At 63.8% G+C, this 15,725-nt stretch carries 9 protein-coding genes; 7 read left to right on the plus strand and 2 right to left on the minus strand.

Going from position 1 to position 15,725, the window contains the following annotated elements; translation table 11 throughout:
• The first annotated feature begins 277 nt into the window (after positions 1–277).
• From purC to purQ, 7 genes are all read left to right on the plus strand, one after another.
• Positions 278–1,057 (plus strand): phosphoribosylaminoimidazolesuccinocarboxamide synthase, encoded by a 780-nt coding sequence (gene purC / locus BGP00_RS05750; RefSeq protein WP_168604603.1) that lies wholly within the window; start codon positions 278–280, stop codon positions 1,055–1,057.
• A 232-nt stretch (positions 1,058–1,289) separates the two neighbouring features.
• Positions 1,290–4,277, plus strand: a complete 2,988-nt coding sequence (locus BGP00_RS05755; protein WP_292690135.1) for an insulinase family protein — start codon at positions 1,290–1,292, stop codon at positions 4,275–4,277.
• 160 nt (positions 4,278–4,437) lie between these two features.
• Complete coding sequence (locus BGP00_RS05760; RefSeq protein ID WP_292922923.1) at positions 4,438–5,628, plus strand: efflux RND transporter periplasmic adaptor subunit; 1,191 nt, start codon at positions 4,438–4,440, stop codon at positions 5,626–5,628.
• Between the two features lie 18 nt (positions 5,629–5,646).
• Positions 5,647–8,805: an efflux RND transporter permease subunit gene (locus tag BGP00_RS05765; RefSeq protein ID WP_292690132.1), complete on the plus strand. Its 3,159-nt coding sequence runs from the start codon at positions 5,647–5,649 to the stop codon at positions 8,803–8,805.
• Positions 8,802–10,229, plus strand: a complete 1,428-nt coding sequence (locus tag BGP00_RS05770; protein WP_292690129.1) for an efflux transporter outer membrane subunit — start codon at positions 8,802–8,804, stop codon at positions 10,227–10,229. The genes BGP00_RS05765 and BGP00_RS05770 overlap by 4 nt, the downstream gene beginning before the upstream one ends.
• A gap of 148 nt (positions 10,230–10,377) precedes the next feature.
• Positions 10,378–10,608 carry a phosphoribosylformylglycinamidine synthase subunit PurS gene (gene purS / locus BGP00_RS05775; RefSeq protein WP_292690127.1) on the plus strand — a complete coding sequence of 77 codons (231 nt, stop codon included), beginning with the start codon at positions 10,378–10,380 and terminating at the stop codon, positions 10,606–10,608.
• Positions 10,609–10,611: 3 nt separating this feature from the next.
• Positions 10,612–11,283, plus strand: coding sequence for a phosphoribosylformylglycinamidine synthase subunit PurQ (purQ, locus tag BGP00_RS05780; RefSeq protein WP_168604597.1), 672 nt, complete (start codon positions 10,612–10,614; stop codon positions 11,281–11,283).
• 43 nt (positions 11,284–11,326) lie between these two features.
• Here purQ and BGP00_RS05785 read toward each other — a convergent pair whose 3' ends face one another.
• Complete coding sequence (locus BGP00_RS05785; protein WP_292690124.1) at positions 11,327–13,717, minus strand: bifunctional diguanylate cyclase/phosphodiesterase; 2,391 nt, start codon at positions 13,715–13,717, stop codon at positions 11,327–11,329.
• 143 nt (positions 13,718–13,860) lie between these two features.
• Positions 13,861–15,684 carry a glutamine--fructose-6-phosphate transaminase (isomerizing) gene (gene glmS / locus BGP00_RS05790; RefSeq protein ID WP_292690122.1) on the minus strand — a complete coding sequence of 608 codons (1,824 nt, stop codon included), beginning with the start codon at positions 15,682–15,684 and terminating at the stop codon, positions 13,861–13,863.
• Between the last annotated feature and the right edge of the window lie 41 nt (positions 15,685–15,725).

The following is a 15,725-nucleotide window of genomic DNA, read 5'->3' on the forward strand; positions in this document are numbered from 1 at the left end:
GCCCAAAGGCTAAAAACGGGTGCGACAGCGCGCAACGCGGATTGCATCGGTTTTCAATCCGATTTTTTACCTAAAAGCATCAGCCCTATCGTTCAATCTCGACAAAGCGTGTCGGACAAAGGTTGATGCCGGGGCCTGCTTCGGCTAAAGGCCCGCCCTTTCCCGGAGTCTGGCGGTATTGTCGCCGAATTTTTCCGCATTCCGGGGCTTGCCTTTTGGCGGCGCTGGGCGCCAAAGGCATGTATCGCCGATCCAGTCAGGAATTAGGGGAAAGCCCATGTCGCGTCGCCGTCAGATCTATGAAGGCAAGGCCAAGATCCTTTACGAGGGTCCTGAGCCGGGCACGATCATCCAGTATTTCAAGGATGATGCCACCGCTTTCAACGCGCTCAAAAAGGGCACGATCAACGGCAAGGGCGTGATCAACAATCGCATCAGCGAATATGTGTTCACCCGCCTGAACCATATCGGCATCCCGACCCACTTCATCCGCCGCCTGAACATGCGCGAACAGCTGGTGCGCCAGTGCGAAATCGTGCCGATCGAGGTGGTGGTGCGCAATGTGGCCGCAGGTTCGATTTCCAAGCGTCTGGGCATCCCCGAGGGTGAGCCGCTGCCCCACACGCTGATCGAATATTACTACAAGGACGATGCGCTGGGCGATCCGATGATCGCCGAAGAGCACATCGCCTGCTTCGGCTGGGCCAGCAATGAGGAAATGCAGGACATTTCCAGCATGGCCATCCGCATCAACGATTTCATGTGCGGCATGTTTGCGGCGATCAACATCCGTCTGATCGACTTCAAGCTCGAATTCGGCCGCATCTGGGATGGCGATTACAGCCGTGTGATCCTGGCCGATGAAATCAGCCCCGACGGCTGCCGCCTGTGGGACATGAATTCGGGCGAGAAGCTGGACAAGGACCGCTTCCGTCAGGATCTGGGCGGCGAGGAAGAAGCCTATCAGGAAGTCGCGCGCCGTCTTGGCCTGCTCGACAATGAAGGACCGAGCGAGGTTCTCGACCTGAACCACCATCGCAAGCTGCGCGGCAAGTAAGCCGGCGGCTTTCGGGTCTGAACAAAAGGGGCGCTCCACACCGGGGCGCCCCTTTTTGTATGCGGCCAATCCTATGAGTTGGGTCCGGCCTGGATCTCGTATCCGCAATTATCCGGTTGCGCCATAAACGCTTCGATAACGGATAAAACTGGCCGATGCCGTTCCTGCGCCCGGAGGATCCGGCGACAATTGTCCGCTTCCCCTGCGCGGCTTTCGCCCTTACTCTGAGGCCATGAAGCCGCTTCGTACTTCGTTTGCCCCTGCCGCCCTATTCGGAGCCGCCCTGTTCGGACTGGTTGCCGCCCCGCTGTGGGCGCGTCCGGCGCCTTTGCCGCAACATGGCGCGGCGCATCGCGCCATCGCCGCCAATATCGGCACATGGCCGTTTCAAAAGAGCGATATTGCCCCCGACCCGGCCTATCGCTTTGGCCAATTGCCCAACGGCATGCGCTATATCTTGCGCCACAATGAAACGCCCAAGGGCGAAATCGCGGTGCGGATGCGCTTTGATGTCGGCTCGCTGGACGAGGGCGAGCAGGAGCGCGGCTTTGCCCATTTCGTCGAACATATGGCGTTTCAGGGCAGCACCCATGTCGCGCAGGGCGAGATGGTGCGCCTGCTAGAACGCAAGGGGCTGGCCTTTGGCGCGCATACCAACGCCTTTACCACCTATGAAACGACGACTTATCATTTAGACCTGCCGCGCAACACGCCCGATTTGATCGACACGGCCCTGATGCTGATGCGCGAAACGGCGGGCGAACTGACCATCTCGCCCGAGAGCGTGAGCAATGAGCGCGGCGTGATCCTGTCGGAAAAGCGCGACCGCAATAACTGGCAGTATCGCGAGGCGCAGGACCGCTACGCCTTTGTCGATCCCAAATCGCGCTATCTGCAACGCAGCCCCATCGGTACCGAGGAAACGCTGGGCGGAGCCACGGCCGAAGCGCTGCGCGCGTTCTGGCGCCGTAATTATGTGCCGGAAAAGGCCGTGCTGGTAATGGTGGGCGATTTCGATGTCGTCGCGGTCGAGGCCGAGATCCGCTCCCGCTTTGGCGATTGGGCACCATCGCCCGCCGCGCCGCAGCCTTCGGCGGGGCCGATTGACGGGGCTGATGCGGGGCGCAATTCGATCTATCTCGACCCCTCGCTGTCCGAACATATCACCATCACCCGGCGCAGCGCATGGCGCGACGAGCCCGACACATGGGCCAACCGACGCAAAGGCCTGGCCGGCACGGTGGGCTATGCCATCATCAACCGGCGGCTGCAGAAATTGTCGCGGCGGCTCGATCCGCCCTTCCGCGCGGCGCAGTTCGGCACGAATGACATTTTCCACGCCGGGCGCGATACGGCGATCAATGTCGATTCGATCGACGGACGCTGGCGCCGCGCGCTGACCGCCGCGACCACCGAGGTGCGCCGTGCGATCGAGCAGGGCTTTACCCAGCGCGAGATCGACGAGCAGGTGGCGGTGCTGACCAGCCTTGCCGAAACGGCGGCGGCGCGCGAGGAAACGCAGGGCAGCGTGGCGCTGGCCAATGCGGCGCTGGGGATGCTGCGCGGAGGGGCGATCCCGTCCGATCCGAACGCCAACCTAGCCTTCATCAAGGCGCAGACCCCCGGCCTGACGCCTGAGCGCGTGCTGGCCGCCGTCAAGGCCGATATGGCCGCGCTCGACAATCCGCTGATCCGCTTTACCGGGCGGCGCGCGCCCGATGGCGGGGCCGACGCCATCCGCACGGCGTGGAACGAGGCATCCACCACCCCCCTGCCCACGATCATGGAGCCGCCGCCCGCCCCCTTTGCCTATACCGATTTCGGCGCGCCGGGCCGCGTGGTTGAGGACAAGCGCGAGCCCTTTTTCGGTATCCGCGAGATCCGTTTTGCCAATGGCGTCCGGCTGAACCTGAAGCGCACCACGCTCTCGCGGCAATCGGTGCTGGTGCATATGGCGATTGATGGCGGACAGATGCTGGCCACCAGCGGCAATCCGCTGGCCGTGGAAATGACCGCGATGATGGGCACGGGCGGGCTTGGCAAACATACGCTGGACGAGATGCAGTCGCTGACCGCAGGCCATCTGGTCAGCCTTGGCCTGACCGCCACGGGCGACAGTTTCAACGCATCGGCGGGGACGCGGCCCAAGGATCTCCTGCTCCAGCTTCAGATGATGGCCGCACTGATCACCGATCCGGGCTATCGGCAAGAGGGCGAGAATATCTTTCACCAGAACGCCAACACGATGTTCCTGCGCCTGCGCGCCACGCCGAGCAGCGCGTTGCAGAGCGCCATCGGCGGCATTCTGTCGGACAATGACCCGCGCTTCACGTTGCAGCCCGTCACCGCCTATCGCGGCCTGACCTTTGCCAAGCTGAAGGCCGATATCAGCGAGCGCCTGCAGCATGGGGCCATCGAGATCGGTCTTGTCGGCGATCTGGACGAGGAGGCCGCGATTGCTGATGTGGCGCGCACCTTTGGCGCGCTGCCCCCGCGCGAGGCCGAGTTTCGCCAGTATGATGACCAGCGCAAACGGCCCTTTACCAGCCGGCGGGGGGATCGCACTCTGACCCATACCGGCCCTGCGGATCAGGCGCTGATCTATGACGTGTGGCCCACGCGCGATGATCGCGATCCCAATGAAAAGCAGGTGTTCAACATGCTGCAGCGGGTGGTGCGCATCCAGTTGACGGAAACCTTGCGCCAGAAACTGGGCCGTTCCTATTCGCCCAGCGCCAGCAGCGATCTGAGCCGGGTGTGGCGCGATTACGGCACTTTCGCGGTGGCCGCGTCGGTCGATGTGAACAGCGTGGATGTGGCCAAGCAGGCGATTGACGAAGCGGTGGAGGCACTGGCCAAAACACCGCCTTCGGACGATCTGATGCTGCGCGCACGTCAGCCCTTGCTGGAAACGATCGACAATACGCTCAACACCAATGGCGGCTGGCTGGGCATTGTCGCGCTGGCCCAGAGCGAGCCCGATCAGATCGAGCGTCAGGTCCATGCGGCGCAAAGGTTGCGCGCCGTAACGCCAGAGGCGGTGCAGGCCGCTGCGCGGCGCTATCTGGCCGCGCGCGATGCGGTGCGGATCACGGTCCTGCCCGCCTCTGCAGCGGCGCCCGAGCCATCCACGGCCTCCAAGGAACCGGCCGCAAAGCCGCAAGGGATGACAACGCATGAAAGCGGTTTTGTTTCCCGCGGCGATGCCCCGGCCTCGTGATTTTACCGAATGGCCGTAAAGTGAGCGAAACAGCGTACGCCTTGCGACAAATAATTACCCTTTTTCCGACATTCTGCTCCTTTGGCACCCTTGACGTTTGTGGCCTGTGACCGGAAAGCCGCAAGCTATAGAACGATTGTATCAGTACCGGGGGCCCTCCATGTTTCATAGCCGTCGCCTTGCCTCCCTTGCGGGTGGGCCTGCCATGCTGGCTGTCAGCCTTGCGCTGGCATTGTCCGCGTGTTCGGGCGGCCCGCAACGCGACAAAAAGACCCCGCAGGTCGGCTTTTCACAGGTCACGCTGACCGAGGTTCCGCTCGAAATCGAACTGCCGGGCCGTACCGCCCCCTATCGCCAGGGTCAGGTCCGCCCGCAGGTGTCGGGCGTGCTGATGCGCCGCCTGTTCACCGAAGGCCAACTGGTCCATCAGGGCCAGCCCCTTTATCAGATCGACCCCAGCGTCTATCGCGCCGCCGCCGATCAGGCCGCCGCCAATCTGGTGAGCGCGCAGGCCAGCGCCGAAGCCGCCAAGGTCAAGGCCGACCGCTACAAGCCATTGGCGCAGGATCAGGCCGTGGCCCAGCAGGATTACACTGATGCCGCCGCCGCCGCGCGCACCAGCGCCGCCTCTGTCGCGCAATATCGCGCCGCTCTGGCCAGCGCCAAGGTCAACCTGCGCTTTACCACCGTTCCCGCGCCGATCACAGGCCGCATCGGCCGCTCGCTCTATACCGAGGGTGCGCTGGTGACGGCGAACCAGACCGATCCGCTTTCGGTGATTTCGACGCTGGACCCGATCTATGTCGATATTCAGCAGAGCAGCGCCAGCCTGATGAAGCTGCGCAAGGAATTTGCCGATGGCGGCATCAAGGAAGTCGGCAAGGTCAAGCTGATCCTTGAGGACGGCAGCGAATATCCGATCCCGGGCACGCTGGAATTTTCCGAAGTCACGGTCGACACCACCACCGGCACGGTCGCGCTGCGCGCCAAATTCGCCAATCCCGACGGCACGCTGCTGCCCGGCCTGTTTGTCCGCACGCGCGTGTCGCAGGGCAAGCAGAGCAAGGTCGTGCTGGTGCCGCAGGGCGCGCTCAGCCGCGATCCGCGTGGGGGCGCCACGGTGATGGTGCTGGGCGCGGGCAGCAAGGCCGAGATCCGCAAGGTGACCGCCGACCGCACGATCGGCGACCAATGGGTGGTGACCGATGGTCTGAAACCGGGCGACAAGCTGATCACGCAGGGCCTTGGCAAGATCCGTCCGGGTCAGGTCGTGGTGGCCGTGCCCGACAGCACGCCGCAGGGCATCAAGGCCCATGACAAGTCCTCAGCCCAAAAGCCCTCCGCAAAGTAAGAGACGGGAAAAAGCGTCATGTCGCGCATCTTTATTGACCGTCCGATCTTTGCATGGGTGATCGCGATCATCATCATGCTGGCCGGTATCGCCGGGGTTTCGACCCTGCCGGTGCAACAGTTTCCCGATATCGCCCCGCCGCAGGTGAACATCAACACCACCTATCCGGGCGCGTCGGCCGCCATTCTGGAAACCAGCGTCACGCAGGTGATCGAGCAGCAATTGACCGGCCTTGACGGGCTGCTCTACTTCTCCTCCACCTCGAGTTCCTCGGGCTCGGTGTCGATTTCGGCCACGTTCGAAAAGGGCACCAACCCCGACATCGCCCAGGTGCAGGTGCAGAACAAGGTGCAGCAGGCCCTCTCGCGCCTGCCCTCGGTGGTGCAGCAGCAGGGCGTGCGCGTCACGAAGTCGAACCCCGACTTCCTGCTCGTGGCCTATGTGGCCGACACCTATGACCGCACGACCAATATCGACGTTTCCGACTTTCTGGCGAGCCGGTTGCAGGAGCCGATCGGGCGCATCGAGGGCGTGGGCCAGACCAACGGTTTTGGCGCGCAATATGCGATGCGCGTCTGGATGGACCCGAACAAGCTGGCCGCCAACCAGTTGATGCCCTCCGACATCATCACCGCGATCACCGCGCAGAACGCCGAAGTGGCCGCTGGCGAAATCGGCGCTGTCCCCTCGCCTGCGGGCCAGATGCTGGACGCCACCGTGACCGCCCAGTCGCGCCTGACCAGCCCGGCCGAATTTGCCCAGATCGTGGTGAAGAGCGCCAGCAGCGGCGCAACGGTGCGCCTCTCGGACGTGGCGCGCATTGAGCTGGGTTCGGAATCCTATGGCGTGGTCAGCCGCGTCAACGGCCATCCGGGCGCGGCGCTGGCCATCTCGCTGGCGCCGGGGGCGGACGCTCTGGCTACGGCCAAGCTGGTCAAGGCCAAGTTCGCTGAGCTCTCCAAGAGCTTCCCGGCGGGCTATACCTATGGCTTTGCCAATGACTCGACGCGCTTCATCTCCAAGTCGGTGGCCGACGTGGTGGAAACGCTGTTCGAGGCGATCATTCTGGTGGTGATCGTGATGTTCGTCTTCCTGCAAAGCTGGCGCGCGACGCTGATCCCGGCGATTGCGGTGCCGGTGGTGATGCTGGGGACTTTCGCGATCTTTGCGGTGGCGGGCTATTCGATCAACACGCTGACGCTGTTCGGCCTTGTGCTGGCCATTGGTCTGCTGGTCGATGACGCGATCGTGGTGGTGGAGAATGTCGAGCGATTGATGGCCGAAAATCCGGGCATGACCCCGCGTGAGGCGACCATCGAATCGATGAAGGAAATCTCCATCGCGCTGATCGCCATCGCGCTGGTGCTTTCGGCGGTGTTCATGCCGATGGCTTTCTTTGGCGGCTCGACGGGCGTGATCTATCGCCAGTTCTCGCTGACCATCGTGTCGGCCATGGCGCTTTCGGTGGTGGTGGCGCTGGTGCTCTCGCCCGCGCTGACCACGACGATCCTGAAAAGGCCCGAGGATGAGGATGAAACCTCGCTGGTAGGCCGGGCCAGCCATTGGATGCGGGTCCGTTTCGAGCGCTATTTCGGGCGCCTGCTCGAATGGTATCACCCCAAGGCGAGCTGGGCCGCGACGCACAAGCGCATTCCGATTGTGGCCTATGGCGTGGTGCTGGTGGCGCTGGTCGTGCTGTTTGTGCGGATGCCCACGGGCTTCCTGCCTTCGGAAGATCAGGGCATGGCCCAGATCAGCTTCCAGTTGCCCGCCGGCGCCACTCTGGAGCGCACGCAGGAAGCACAGCTGGCGATCGAGAAATATTTCCTCCAGCACGACAAGAAGAACATTGATGCGGTTCTGGTCGTGGCGGGCGGTTCGCAGGGCGGCGGCAGCGGCCAGAACGCGGGTCGCGGCTTTGTCTCGCTGACCGACTGGGACGAACGCAAGGGCACGGAAAATTCGGCCGAGGCCATCACGCGCCGTGCGACTGCCGCGATCAGCGGCGGCTATCGCGATCTGGAATTCTATGCGCTGCAACCGCCCACTGTACGCGGCCTTGGTCAGGCCACCGGCTTTACCGCCGAGGTGCTGAACAGCGGCGGCATGGATGCCGAAGCCTTTGCCAAGCTGCGTGACGAAATTCTGGCCGAGGCGCGCACGCTGCCCCAGCTTTCGAACGTCCGCCTGACCGGACTGCCCGATCAACCGACGCTGAAGATCACCACTGACACGGCCAAGCTGACCGCGCTGGGTGTCGCGCCTTCGGATGTGAACACCACGCTGGCCGCCGCCTGGGGCGGGCGCTATGTCAATGACTTCGTGGATCGCGGGCGTGTGAAGCGCGTTTATGTAATGGGCGATGCCCAGTTCCGCTCGCGCCCCGAGGATCTGTCGCAATGGCAGGTGCGCAACAGCAGCGGCAAGATGGTCCCCTTCTCGGCCTTTGCCAGCTTTACGTGGAGCAAGGCGCCCAATGCGACCTACCGCTTCTCGGGCACGCCCAATTTCGAGGTTTCGGGCCAGTCCTCGCAGGGCTATTCCTCGGGCGATGCGATGAATGCGTTCGAGGCTTTGGTCGCGCAATATCCCGATGTGTCGATCGCATGGTCGGGCGCCTCCTATCAGGAACGCCTGTCCTCGGGTCAGGCGCCGCTGCTCTATTCGGTGTCGCTGATCGTGGTGTTCCTGTGCCTTGCGGCTCTTTACGAAAGCTGGAGCATTCCCTTTGCCGTGCTGCTGGTCATTCCGGTGGGTCTGGTCGGCGCGGTGGCTCTGGTCACCCTGCGCGGGCTTCAGAATGACGTCTATCTCCAGATCGGTCTGACGACGACGATGGGTCTGGCGGCCAAGAACGCGATCCTGATGATCGAATTTGCCGAACAGGGCGAAAAGGCGGGCAAGGATCCGATCACGGCCGTGCTGGATGCGGCGCGGATGCGTTTGCGGCCCATTCTGATGACGTCCTGCGCGTTCATCTTCGGCGTGCTGCCGCTGGCCATTGCCACGGGGGCGGGCGCCAATGCGCGCATCGCCATCGGCACTTCGGTGATCGGCGGGATGCTGACCGCCACAGGTCTGGCGATCTTCTTCATTCCGCTCTTCTTCGTGCTGGTGCGCGGCGGTTTCCGTCAGTTCCGCCGCAAGAAAGCGGACGATCAGGGAGCGGTGGCATGAAGAACCTCTCCCTGATTGCGGCTCTCGCTCTGGTGGTCGTCCCGGCAGGACTCGAAGCCCGCCCGCGCGCCGATCAGCCCGCCGATCCCGCGCCCTTGCCGATCCCCGCCGCCTGGCCCAAGGGCGAGGCCTATGTCCTGCCCGGCGATGCGGCGCTGCCGTCCTATTCCTATGCGCAGGTTCTGGCCGATCCGCGTCTGGTCAAGGTGATCGAACTGGCGCTGGCCAGGAATCAGGATCTGGCCGTGGCGCTCGCCAATATCGAGACGGCGCGCAATCAGTATCTGGTGCAGCGCGGCGCGCTCTTTCCCGAAATCGACGCCAATGGCGGTTTCACCCATGCGGGCGGCGATGGGACCCGCGTGGCCGGGGCGACCACCAAGGGCGATTCGGCCAGCGCGACCGGCACTCTGGCCAGCTATGAGGTTGATCTGTTCGGGCGCGTGCGCGGCCTGACGGCGGCGGCCAAGGCGACCTATCTGGCCAGCGAGGCCGGATCGCGCGCCACGCGCCTGTCGCTGATCGCCAATGTCGCCAATGGCTGGCTGACCTATGCGGCGGATCGCAGTCTGCTGAAACTGGCGCAGGATACGGCGGCCAGCGCGGAAAAGAGCGTGGCGCTGACCAAGCGGCGGGTCGATGGCGGGATCGGCCTGCTGGCCGATCAGCGCAAGGCCGAACTGACCCTGCGCACGGCGCAGGCCGATGTCGCGGCCCAGACCAATGCGGTGGCGCAGGATCTCAATGCGCTGCGCCTGCTGGTGGGGGATGAGGTGCCGGGCGATCTGTTGCCCGCTTCGATTGATGATGCGGCCTCGCGTCTGGCGCCGGTGGCGGCGGGGCTCGATTCCTCGATCCTGCTGCGCCGCCCCGATGTGGCGCAGGCGGAATTTTCGCTGCGTTCGGCCTATGCCAATGTCGATGCCGCGCGCGCGGCGCTCTATCCCAAAATCACGTTGACGGGCGTTGCGGGCGTGGCGACCACTGCGCTTTCCAGCTTGTTTTCGCCCACGAATTTCGCATGGGGTCTTACCTCGGCGGCCTCGTGGCCGATCTTCAAGGGCGGCGCGGCCAAAGCATCCTATCGCGTCAGTCAGGCCCAGCGCGATGCGGCGATCGCCACCTATCGCAAGACGGTGCAGACCGCGTTTCAGGATGTGGCCAATGTTCTGGCCCGGCGCGGCACGATCGAGGCGCAGGTGGAGGCCGTGCGCGCGGGGCGCGATGCGGCGTCCGACAACTACCGTCTGGTCAACCGCCGCTATGAAGGCGGGATCGGCACATGGCTCGATGCGCTGACCGCGCAGCAGGCGCTCTATTCGGCCGAAAAGACGCTGGTGTCGGCTCAGTATACGCGGGCCAGCAATCTGGTCGGCCTCTATCGCGCGCTGGGCGGCGACCGCGCGGCCATTGCACCGCGTTAAAGGGGCAGTGCGGGCTTTTTGACGTCAAAAGGCCCGCGCCCCCTTGGCTTTTGCGCCATTGCGCGCCATAGGCGGGGCCGATTCTACCATGATGCATCATCGGTGCATCGCACCCGATCGGGTGCCATAACAGAAAGGCCGCCCAGCGATGAAAGTGCGCGTTTACGTCAGCCTCAAGAACGGGGTGCTCGATCCGCAGGGCCGCGCGATCCACCATGCCATCGAAGGCCTTGGCTTTTCGGGCGTTTCCGACGTCCGCGCCGGTCGCCTGATCGAGCTGGAAGTGGACGAGACGGTCAGCGATGCAGCGCTTGAAGAGATAGCGCAGAAGCTGCTCGCCAATCTGGTGATCGAGAACTACCGCATCGAGAGGGTGTAAGCCATGCGTTCGGCAGTCATCACCTTTCCCGGATCGAATTGCGACCGCGACATGGCCGTGGCCGTTGAGCAGGTCTGCGGCGGCGAGGTTCACCGCGTCTGGCATGGCGATGCCGCCCTGCCCGAAGGTCTGGACTTCATCGCCCTGCCCGGCGGTTTCTCCTATGGCGACTATCTGCGCAGCGGCGCGATGGCGGCCCGCAGCCCGATCATGCGCGCCGTGATCGAAGCGGCCAATCGCGGCGTCAAGGTGCTGGGCGTGTGCAACGGCTTTCAGGTGCTGACCGAGGCAGGCCTGCTGCCCGGCGCGCTGATGCGCAATGCCGGTATCCGCTTCGTCTGCCGCGAAGTGAAGCTGACGGTGGACAACAACACCAGCGCCTTCACGCATCGCTATCTCAAGGGTCAGACGATCACCATCCCCGTGGCGCATCACGACGGCAATTTCTTTGCCGACGATGCCACGCTTGACCGCATCGAAGGCGAAGGCCGCGTGGCTTTCCGCTATGCCGAGGACGTCAATGGTTCGGCCCGCAACATCGCGGGCGTGCTGAACGAAGGCGGCAATGTGCTGGGCATGATGCCCCACCCGGAACGCTTCATCGAGGCGGCGCAGGGCGGCACCGATGGCCGCGCGCTGTTCGAAGGCGTGACCAAGGCGCTGCTGAGCGCCTGATCGCTTCAAACGATGGGATCAGAAAGGCGGGTTGACCAGACGGTCAGCCCGCCTTTTCCTGTTGCGCCACCGGCATTGAGCGGGTGCCGAACAGATCGCGCACTTCCTCCACCCCGCGCGCCTCGCCATAGGCCAGCCCCTGAAGGCGGCGACAACCCAGTTTGCAGGCGATTTCCAGCTCTTGCGGGGTTTCCACACCCTTGGCGATGGTGATCATTTCCAGACTGTCGGCGATCGCCACAGCGGCGCGGATCATCGCCACGCTTTCCGCATTGCCCGAAGCCGCGCCTTTCATCAGCGCCCGGTCCAGCTTGATCGCGTCGAACCGCATCTCGCACAGGATCGCGACCGAGGCTTGCCCCGCGCCGAAATCATCAAGGATCACCGAACAGCCCAGCGCCGTCAGCCGCTCTATCGTGGCGCGCGCCAGCGCAGGGTCGCGCTGGAACAGGCTCTCGGTCACCTCGATTTCCAGCCGTTGCGGCGCCAGATTGCTGACCGCCAGCGCGGTGACGACATGATCGATGAAGGCCGGATCCAGCGCCTGCTTGTCCGATACATTGACCGAAACTCGCAGGTTTCCGGGCCATTGCGCGACCTGATGGCAGGCTTCTTTCAGCACCCATGCACCGATCGGCAGGCTGAGGCGCGTGTCCTCGGCCAGCGACAGGAAGCGGTCGGGCGAAACCCGGCCCAATTCGGGGCTGTTCCAGCGCAGCAAAGCCTCGAAGCCCACCAGCCGTTCGCTGGGCGCGTCGACGACGGGCTGATAGAACATCTCGAATTCCTGCCGCTCGACCGCCGCGCGCAGGGCCTCTTCCAGCCAGGCGCGCGCCTCGGCCTCGGCGCGCAGCGCTTCGTCAAAGGCCGAATGCATGCCGCGCCCGTTGCGCTTGGCGCGATAAAGCGCGAAATCGGCATTGCGCATCAGGGCCGGCACGCTGCCTCCATCGACCGGGCCAAAGGCCGAGCCGACCGAGGCGCCGATGGTCAATTCATGGCCATCGACGAAATAGGGCTGCGAGAGGTCGGCAATGATCGCCTGGGCCAAACGGGCCACGAGCGTGCGCTCATTGGCCTGACGCAGCACCACGCAAAATTCATCACCGCCCAGCCGCCCGCACAGCGAATTGGGCGTCATCAGCACGCGCAAACGTTCGGCCACCTGGCTCAGCAACTGATCGCCCACAGGATGGCCCAGCGTGTCATTTACCGCCTTGAACCGGTCGAGATCGATCATCATGAAGGCGCATTGCCCATCGCCCTCACGCGCGGCGACCAGCGCATTTTCCAGCGCATCAATCACCATCATGCGATTGGGCAGCCCGGTCAGCGTGTCATAGCGCGCCAGATAGGCAATCTTCTCACTAGTTTCCTGCTGCTCGGTCACATCCGATGCCACGCCGCGAAAGCCCATGAAGGCCCCCACATCATCGAACCGCGGCGCGCCGGACAGCGACCAGTAACGCCGCGTGCCCTGCACCATTACGCGCACCACGAGGTTCGAGAAACTCTCGCGCGCCTTGAACTTTTCTTCCAGTTCCTTGAGCCCGGGCACCGTCCCGCGCTCAATCCCGCGCCCCTCGCCCGAGCGCGGATCGCCGCCCGGCCCCAGCAACAGCGCAAGAAATCCCGCGCCCTCGATCTCGCTGGGCGCCATGCCCATGGCTTCGGCGAAACGTTCCGACACCGCGCGCACCCGGCGCTGGGCGTCGGTCTGCCACAGCCAGTCGGCCTCATCCTCATCAAATTCACGCAACAGCAGGCTCACCACCTCGTTGCGTTCGGCCATGCCCGCCACCGCAAGGCGCGAGGCAAGGAAATGACGCGAGGCCTCGATCGTGCCCAGCGCGATACTGGCCACAAACAGCGCCGCTACCCCCGCCATGCCCGGCTGAAGCAGCGTGAAAAAGCCCACCACCGAGCCGCAGCCGACAATCGTGGAAAACAGCAGCGTGGACAAAGGCACCGTGGGCACGATCACCGCCGAAACGGTCATCAGCATTGCCAGCACGGTCCAGAATTCATAGCGCAGATGCACCGGCGCCTGAGGCAGGAAAAACAGCAAAGGCGAGGCCCAGACCAGCGCATTGATGATCGTGCCAAGCGCCTGACGGCGGAATTCATTGCTGAACATGCCGCGGCGGTCGGCGTCGCTCAACTGCCCTTCGTTGCGCACACTATAGGTTAACGAGGCGCATAAAGCGCCCAGCCACCCCCCGATCATCGGATGGCTGACAAAGGGGGCAAACAGCAGCACCGAGACGATTGCGGCCAGCGCCTGCGCCCAAATCCGCGCGCGCGCCACCAGCGCAAGTTGCGAATATTGCAGGCCGCGCAGCCGCGCCCATTCATCCGTGCCTTGGCCAGAAAGGCCCAGCACCGACCAGATGCTCAATTCGCCAATCGCGGGGGAGGAAATCGCGTGAGTCATTGCAGAGTAACCTACGCTGCAATGCCTATCACCATGTGTAATGGATTTGGTAAACGGCCAATCAACCCTTTGCCGTTTTAAAGTCACAAAGGGGGCGGGAACAAACAGATACTCTGCCGTCCCCGCCCCCGCAATTCCGTCAATTATTCCACCGTCACCGACTTTGCCAGATTGCGCGGCTGGTCAACATCGGTACCCTTAACGCAGGCCACATGATAGGCCAGCAACTGCACCGGCACGGCGTAAACCAGGGGCGCGATCAGCGGGTGGACCTGAGGCATTTCGATGGTGGCCATACAGCCCTCACCCGCCTCGGCCAGCCCTTCGGCATCCGAAATCAGCACGATCTTGCCGCCGCGCGCGCGCACTTCCTGCATGTTTGAAACGGTCTTTTCAAACAGCGGGCCCGATGGCGCGATCACGATCACCGGCACATGCTCGTCAATGAGGGCAATCGGCCCATGCTTCATCTCGCCGCTGGCATAACCTTCGGCATGGATATAGCTGATTTCTTTCAGCTTGAGCGCGCCTTCCAGCGCCAGCGGATAATCCTGACCACGGCCCAGATAGAGCACATCGCGCGCCGGTGCGATAAGGTGCGCCATGGCCGCAATCGCATCATCATAGGCCAGCGCGGCATTGAGCGCCGAGGGCGTCTCGATCAGATTGCGCACAACTTCGCGCTCCTCATCGCGCGTCATGCGCCCGCGCTTGACCGCCAGATGCGCCGCCAGAGCGGCCAGCACAGCAAGCTGGCAGGTAAACGCCTTGGTCGAGGCCACGCCGATTTCCGGCCCTGCATGGGTAGGCAGCAGGAGATCAGCCTCGCGCGCCATCGAGGAAGTCGGCACGTTCACCACCACAGCGATGGTCTGCCCATTGGCCTTGCAATGGCGCAGCGCGGCCAGCGTATCGGCCGTCTCGCCCGACTGGCTGATGAAGATCGCCAGACCGCCCGGCTCCAGCACCGGATCGCGATAGCGGAATTCGGACGCCACATCGATGTCCACCGGCAGGCGCGCGAAATGCTCAAACCAATATTTGGCCACGAGGCCCGCGTAATACGAGGTGCCGCAGGCCACGATGGTCACGCGCTTGATCGCCGACAGATCAAAGTCGATCTGGGGCAGCGCCACGCTTTCATCATCGCGGCGGACATAGCTTTGCAGTGTCTGGGCCACAACCGTCGGCTGATCGTAGATTTCCTTCTGCATGAAATGGCGGAAATTACCCTTTTCCACCGCCGCCGCCGAAGCGCCCGAGGCCACAATCGCGCGGGTGACGGGATTGTTGTCCTTGTCGAAGATCTCCACCCCTTCGCGGCGGATGACGACCCAGTCGCCTTCCTCGAGATAGGTGATGCGCTGTGTCAAAGGCGCCAGAGCCAGCGCGTCCGAACCGAGGAAAGTCTCGCCCTCGCCATAGCCCAGCACCAAAGGCGAACCCAGACGGGCGCCGATCAGCATGTCGGGATGTTCGCGGAAGGCAATCGCCAGCGCGAAGGCCCCGCGCAATTGCGGCAGCGCAGCCTTGACCGCATCGACCGGAGACAGTCCGCCCTCGACCAGATCCGAAACCAGATGGGCCACCACCTCGGTATCGGTTTCCGATTCAAACACGCGGCCCTTGGCCTGTAATGCCTCGCGCAGGGGGCGGAAATTCTCGATGATGCCGTTATGCACCAGCGCCAGCTTTTCCGTGGCATGGGGGTGGGCATTGGCGGCCGTGGGCGCGCCATGCGTGGCCCAGCGGGTGTGGGCGATGCCCACATTGCCCGGCGCGGGATTGACCGCCAGTTCCTTGACCAGATTGAGCAATTTGCCCGGCGCGCGGCGGCGGATCAATTCGCCGTCATACACGGTGCAAACGCCCGCCGAGTCATAGCCGCGATATTCCATCCGGCGCAGACCATCGACCAGACGATCCGCCACCTCTTCCTTGCCGACAATGCCGATAATCCCGCACATATGTTCAGCCGCCCCTTTATCCATCCGTGGCCGGACCATGC

This window comes from Novosphingobium sp. 63-713, from assembly GCF_001898925.1.
GTDB lineage: Bacteria > Pseudomonadota > Alphaproteobacteria > Sphingomonadales > Sphingomonadaceae > Novosphingobium.

What these genes read in the sequence shown, in the direction of transcription:
- BGP00_RS05765 (WP_292690132.1), top strand. Translation starts at nt 5,647, where the DNA reads ATGTCGCGCATCTTTATTGACCGTCCGATCTTTGCATGGGTGATCGCG.
- BGP00_RS05755 (WP_292690135.1), top strand. Translation starts at nt 1,290, where the DNA reads ATGAAGCCGCTTCGTACTTCGTTTGCCCCTGCCGCCCTATTCGGAGCC.
- glmS (WP_292690122.1), bottom strand. Translation starts at nt 15,684, where the DNA reads ATGTGCGGGATTATCGGCATTGTCGGCAAGGAAGAGGTGGCGGATCGT.
- purQ (WP_168604597.1), top strand. Translation starts at nt 10,612, where the DNA reads ATGCGTTCGGCAGTCATCACCTTTCCCGGATCGAATTGCGACCGCGAC.
- BGP00_RS05770 (WP_292690129.1), top strand. Translation starts at nt 8,802, where the DNA reads ATGAAGAACCTCTCCCTGATTGCGGCTCTCGCTCTGGTGGTCGTCCCG.
- purS (WP_292690127.1), top strand. Translation starts at nt 10,378, where the DNA reads ATGAAAGTGCGCGTTTACGTCAGCCTCAAGAACGGGGTGCTCGATCCG.
- purC (WP_168604603.1), top strand. Translation starts at nt 278, where the DNA reads ATGTCGCGTCGCCGTCAGATCTATGAAGGCAAGGCCAAGATCCTTTAC.
- BGP00_RS05760 (WP_292922923.1), top strand. Translation starts at nt 4,438, where the DNA reads ATGTTTCATAGCCGTCGCCTTGCCTCCCTTGCGGGTGGGCCTGCCATG.
- BGP00_RS05785 (WP_292690124.1), bottom strand. Translation starts at nt 13,717, where the DNA reads ATGACTCACGCGATTTCCTCCCCCGCGATTGGCGAATTGAGCATCTGG.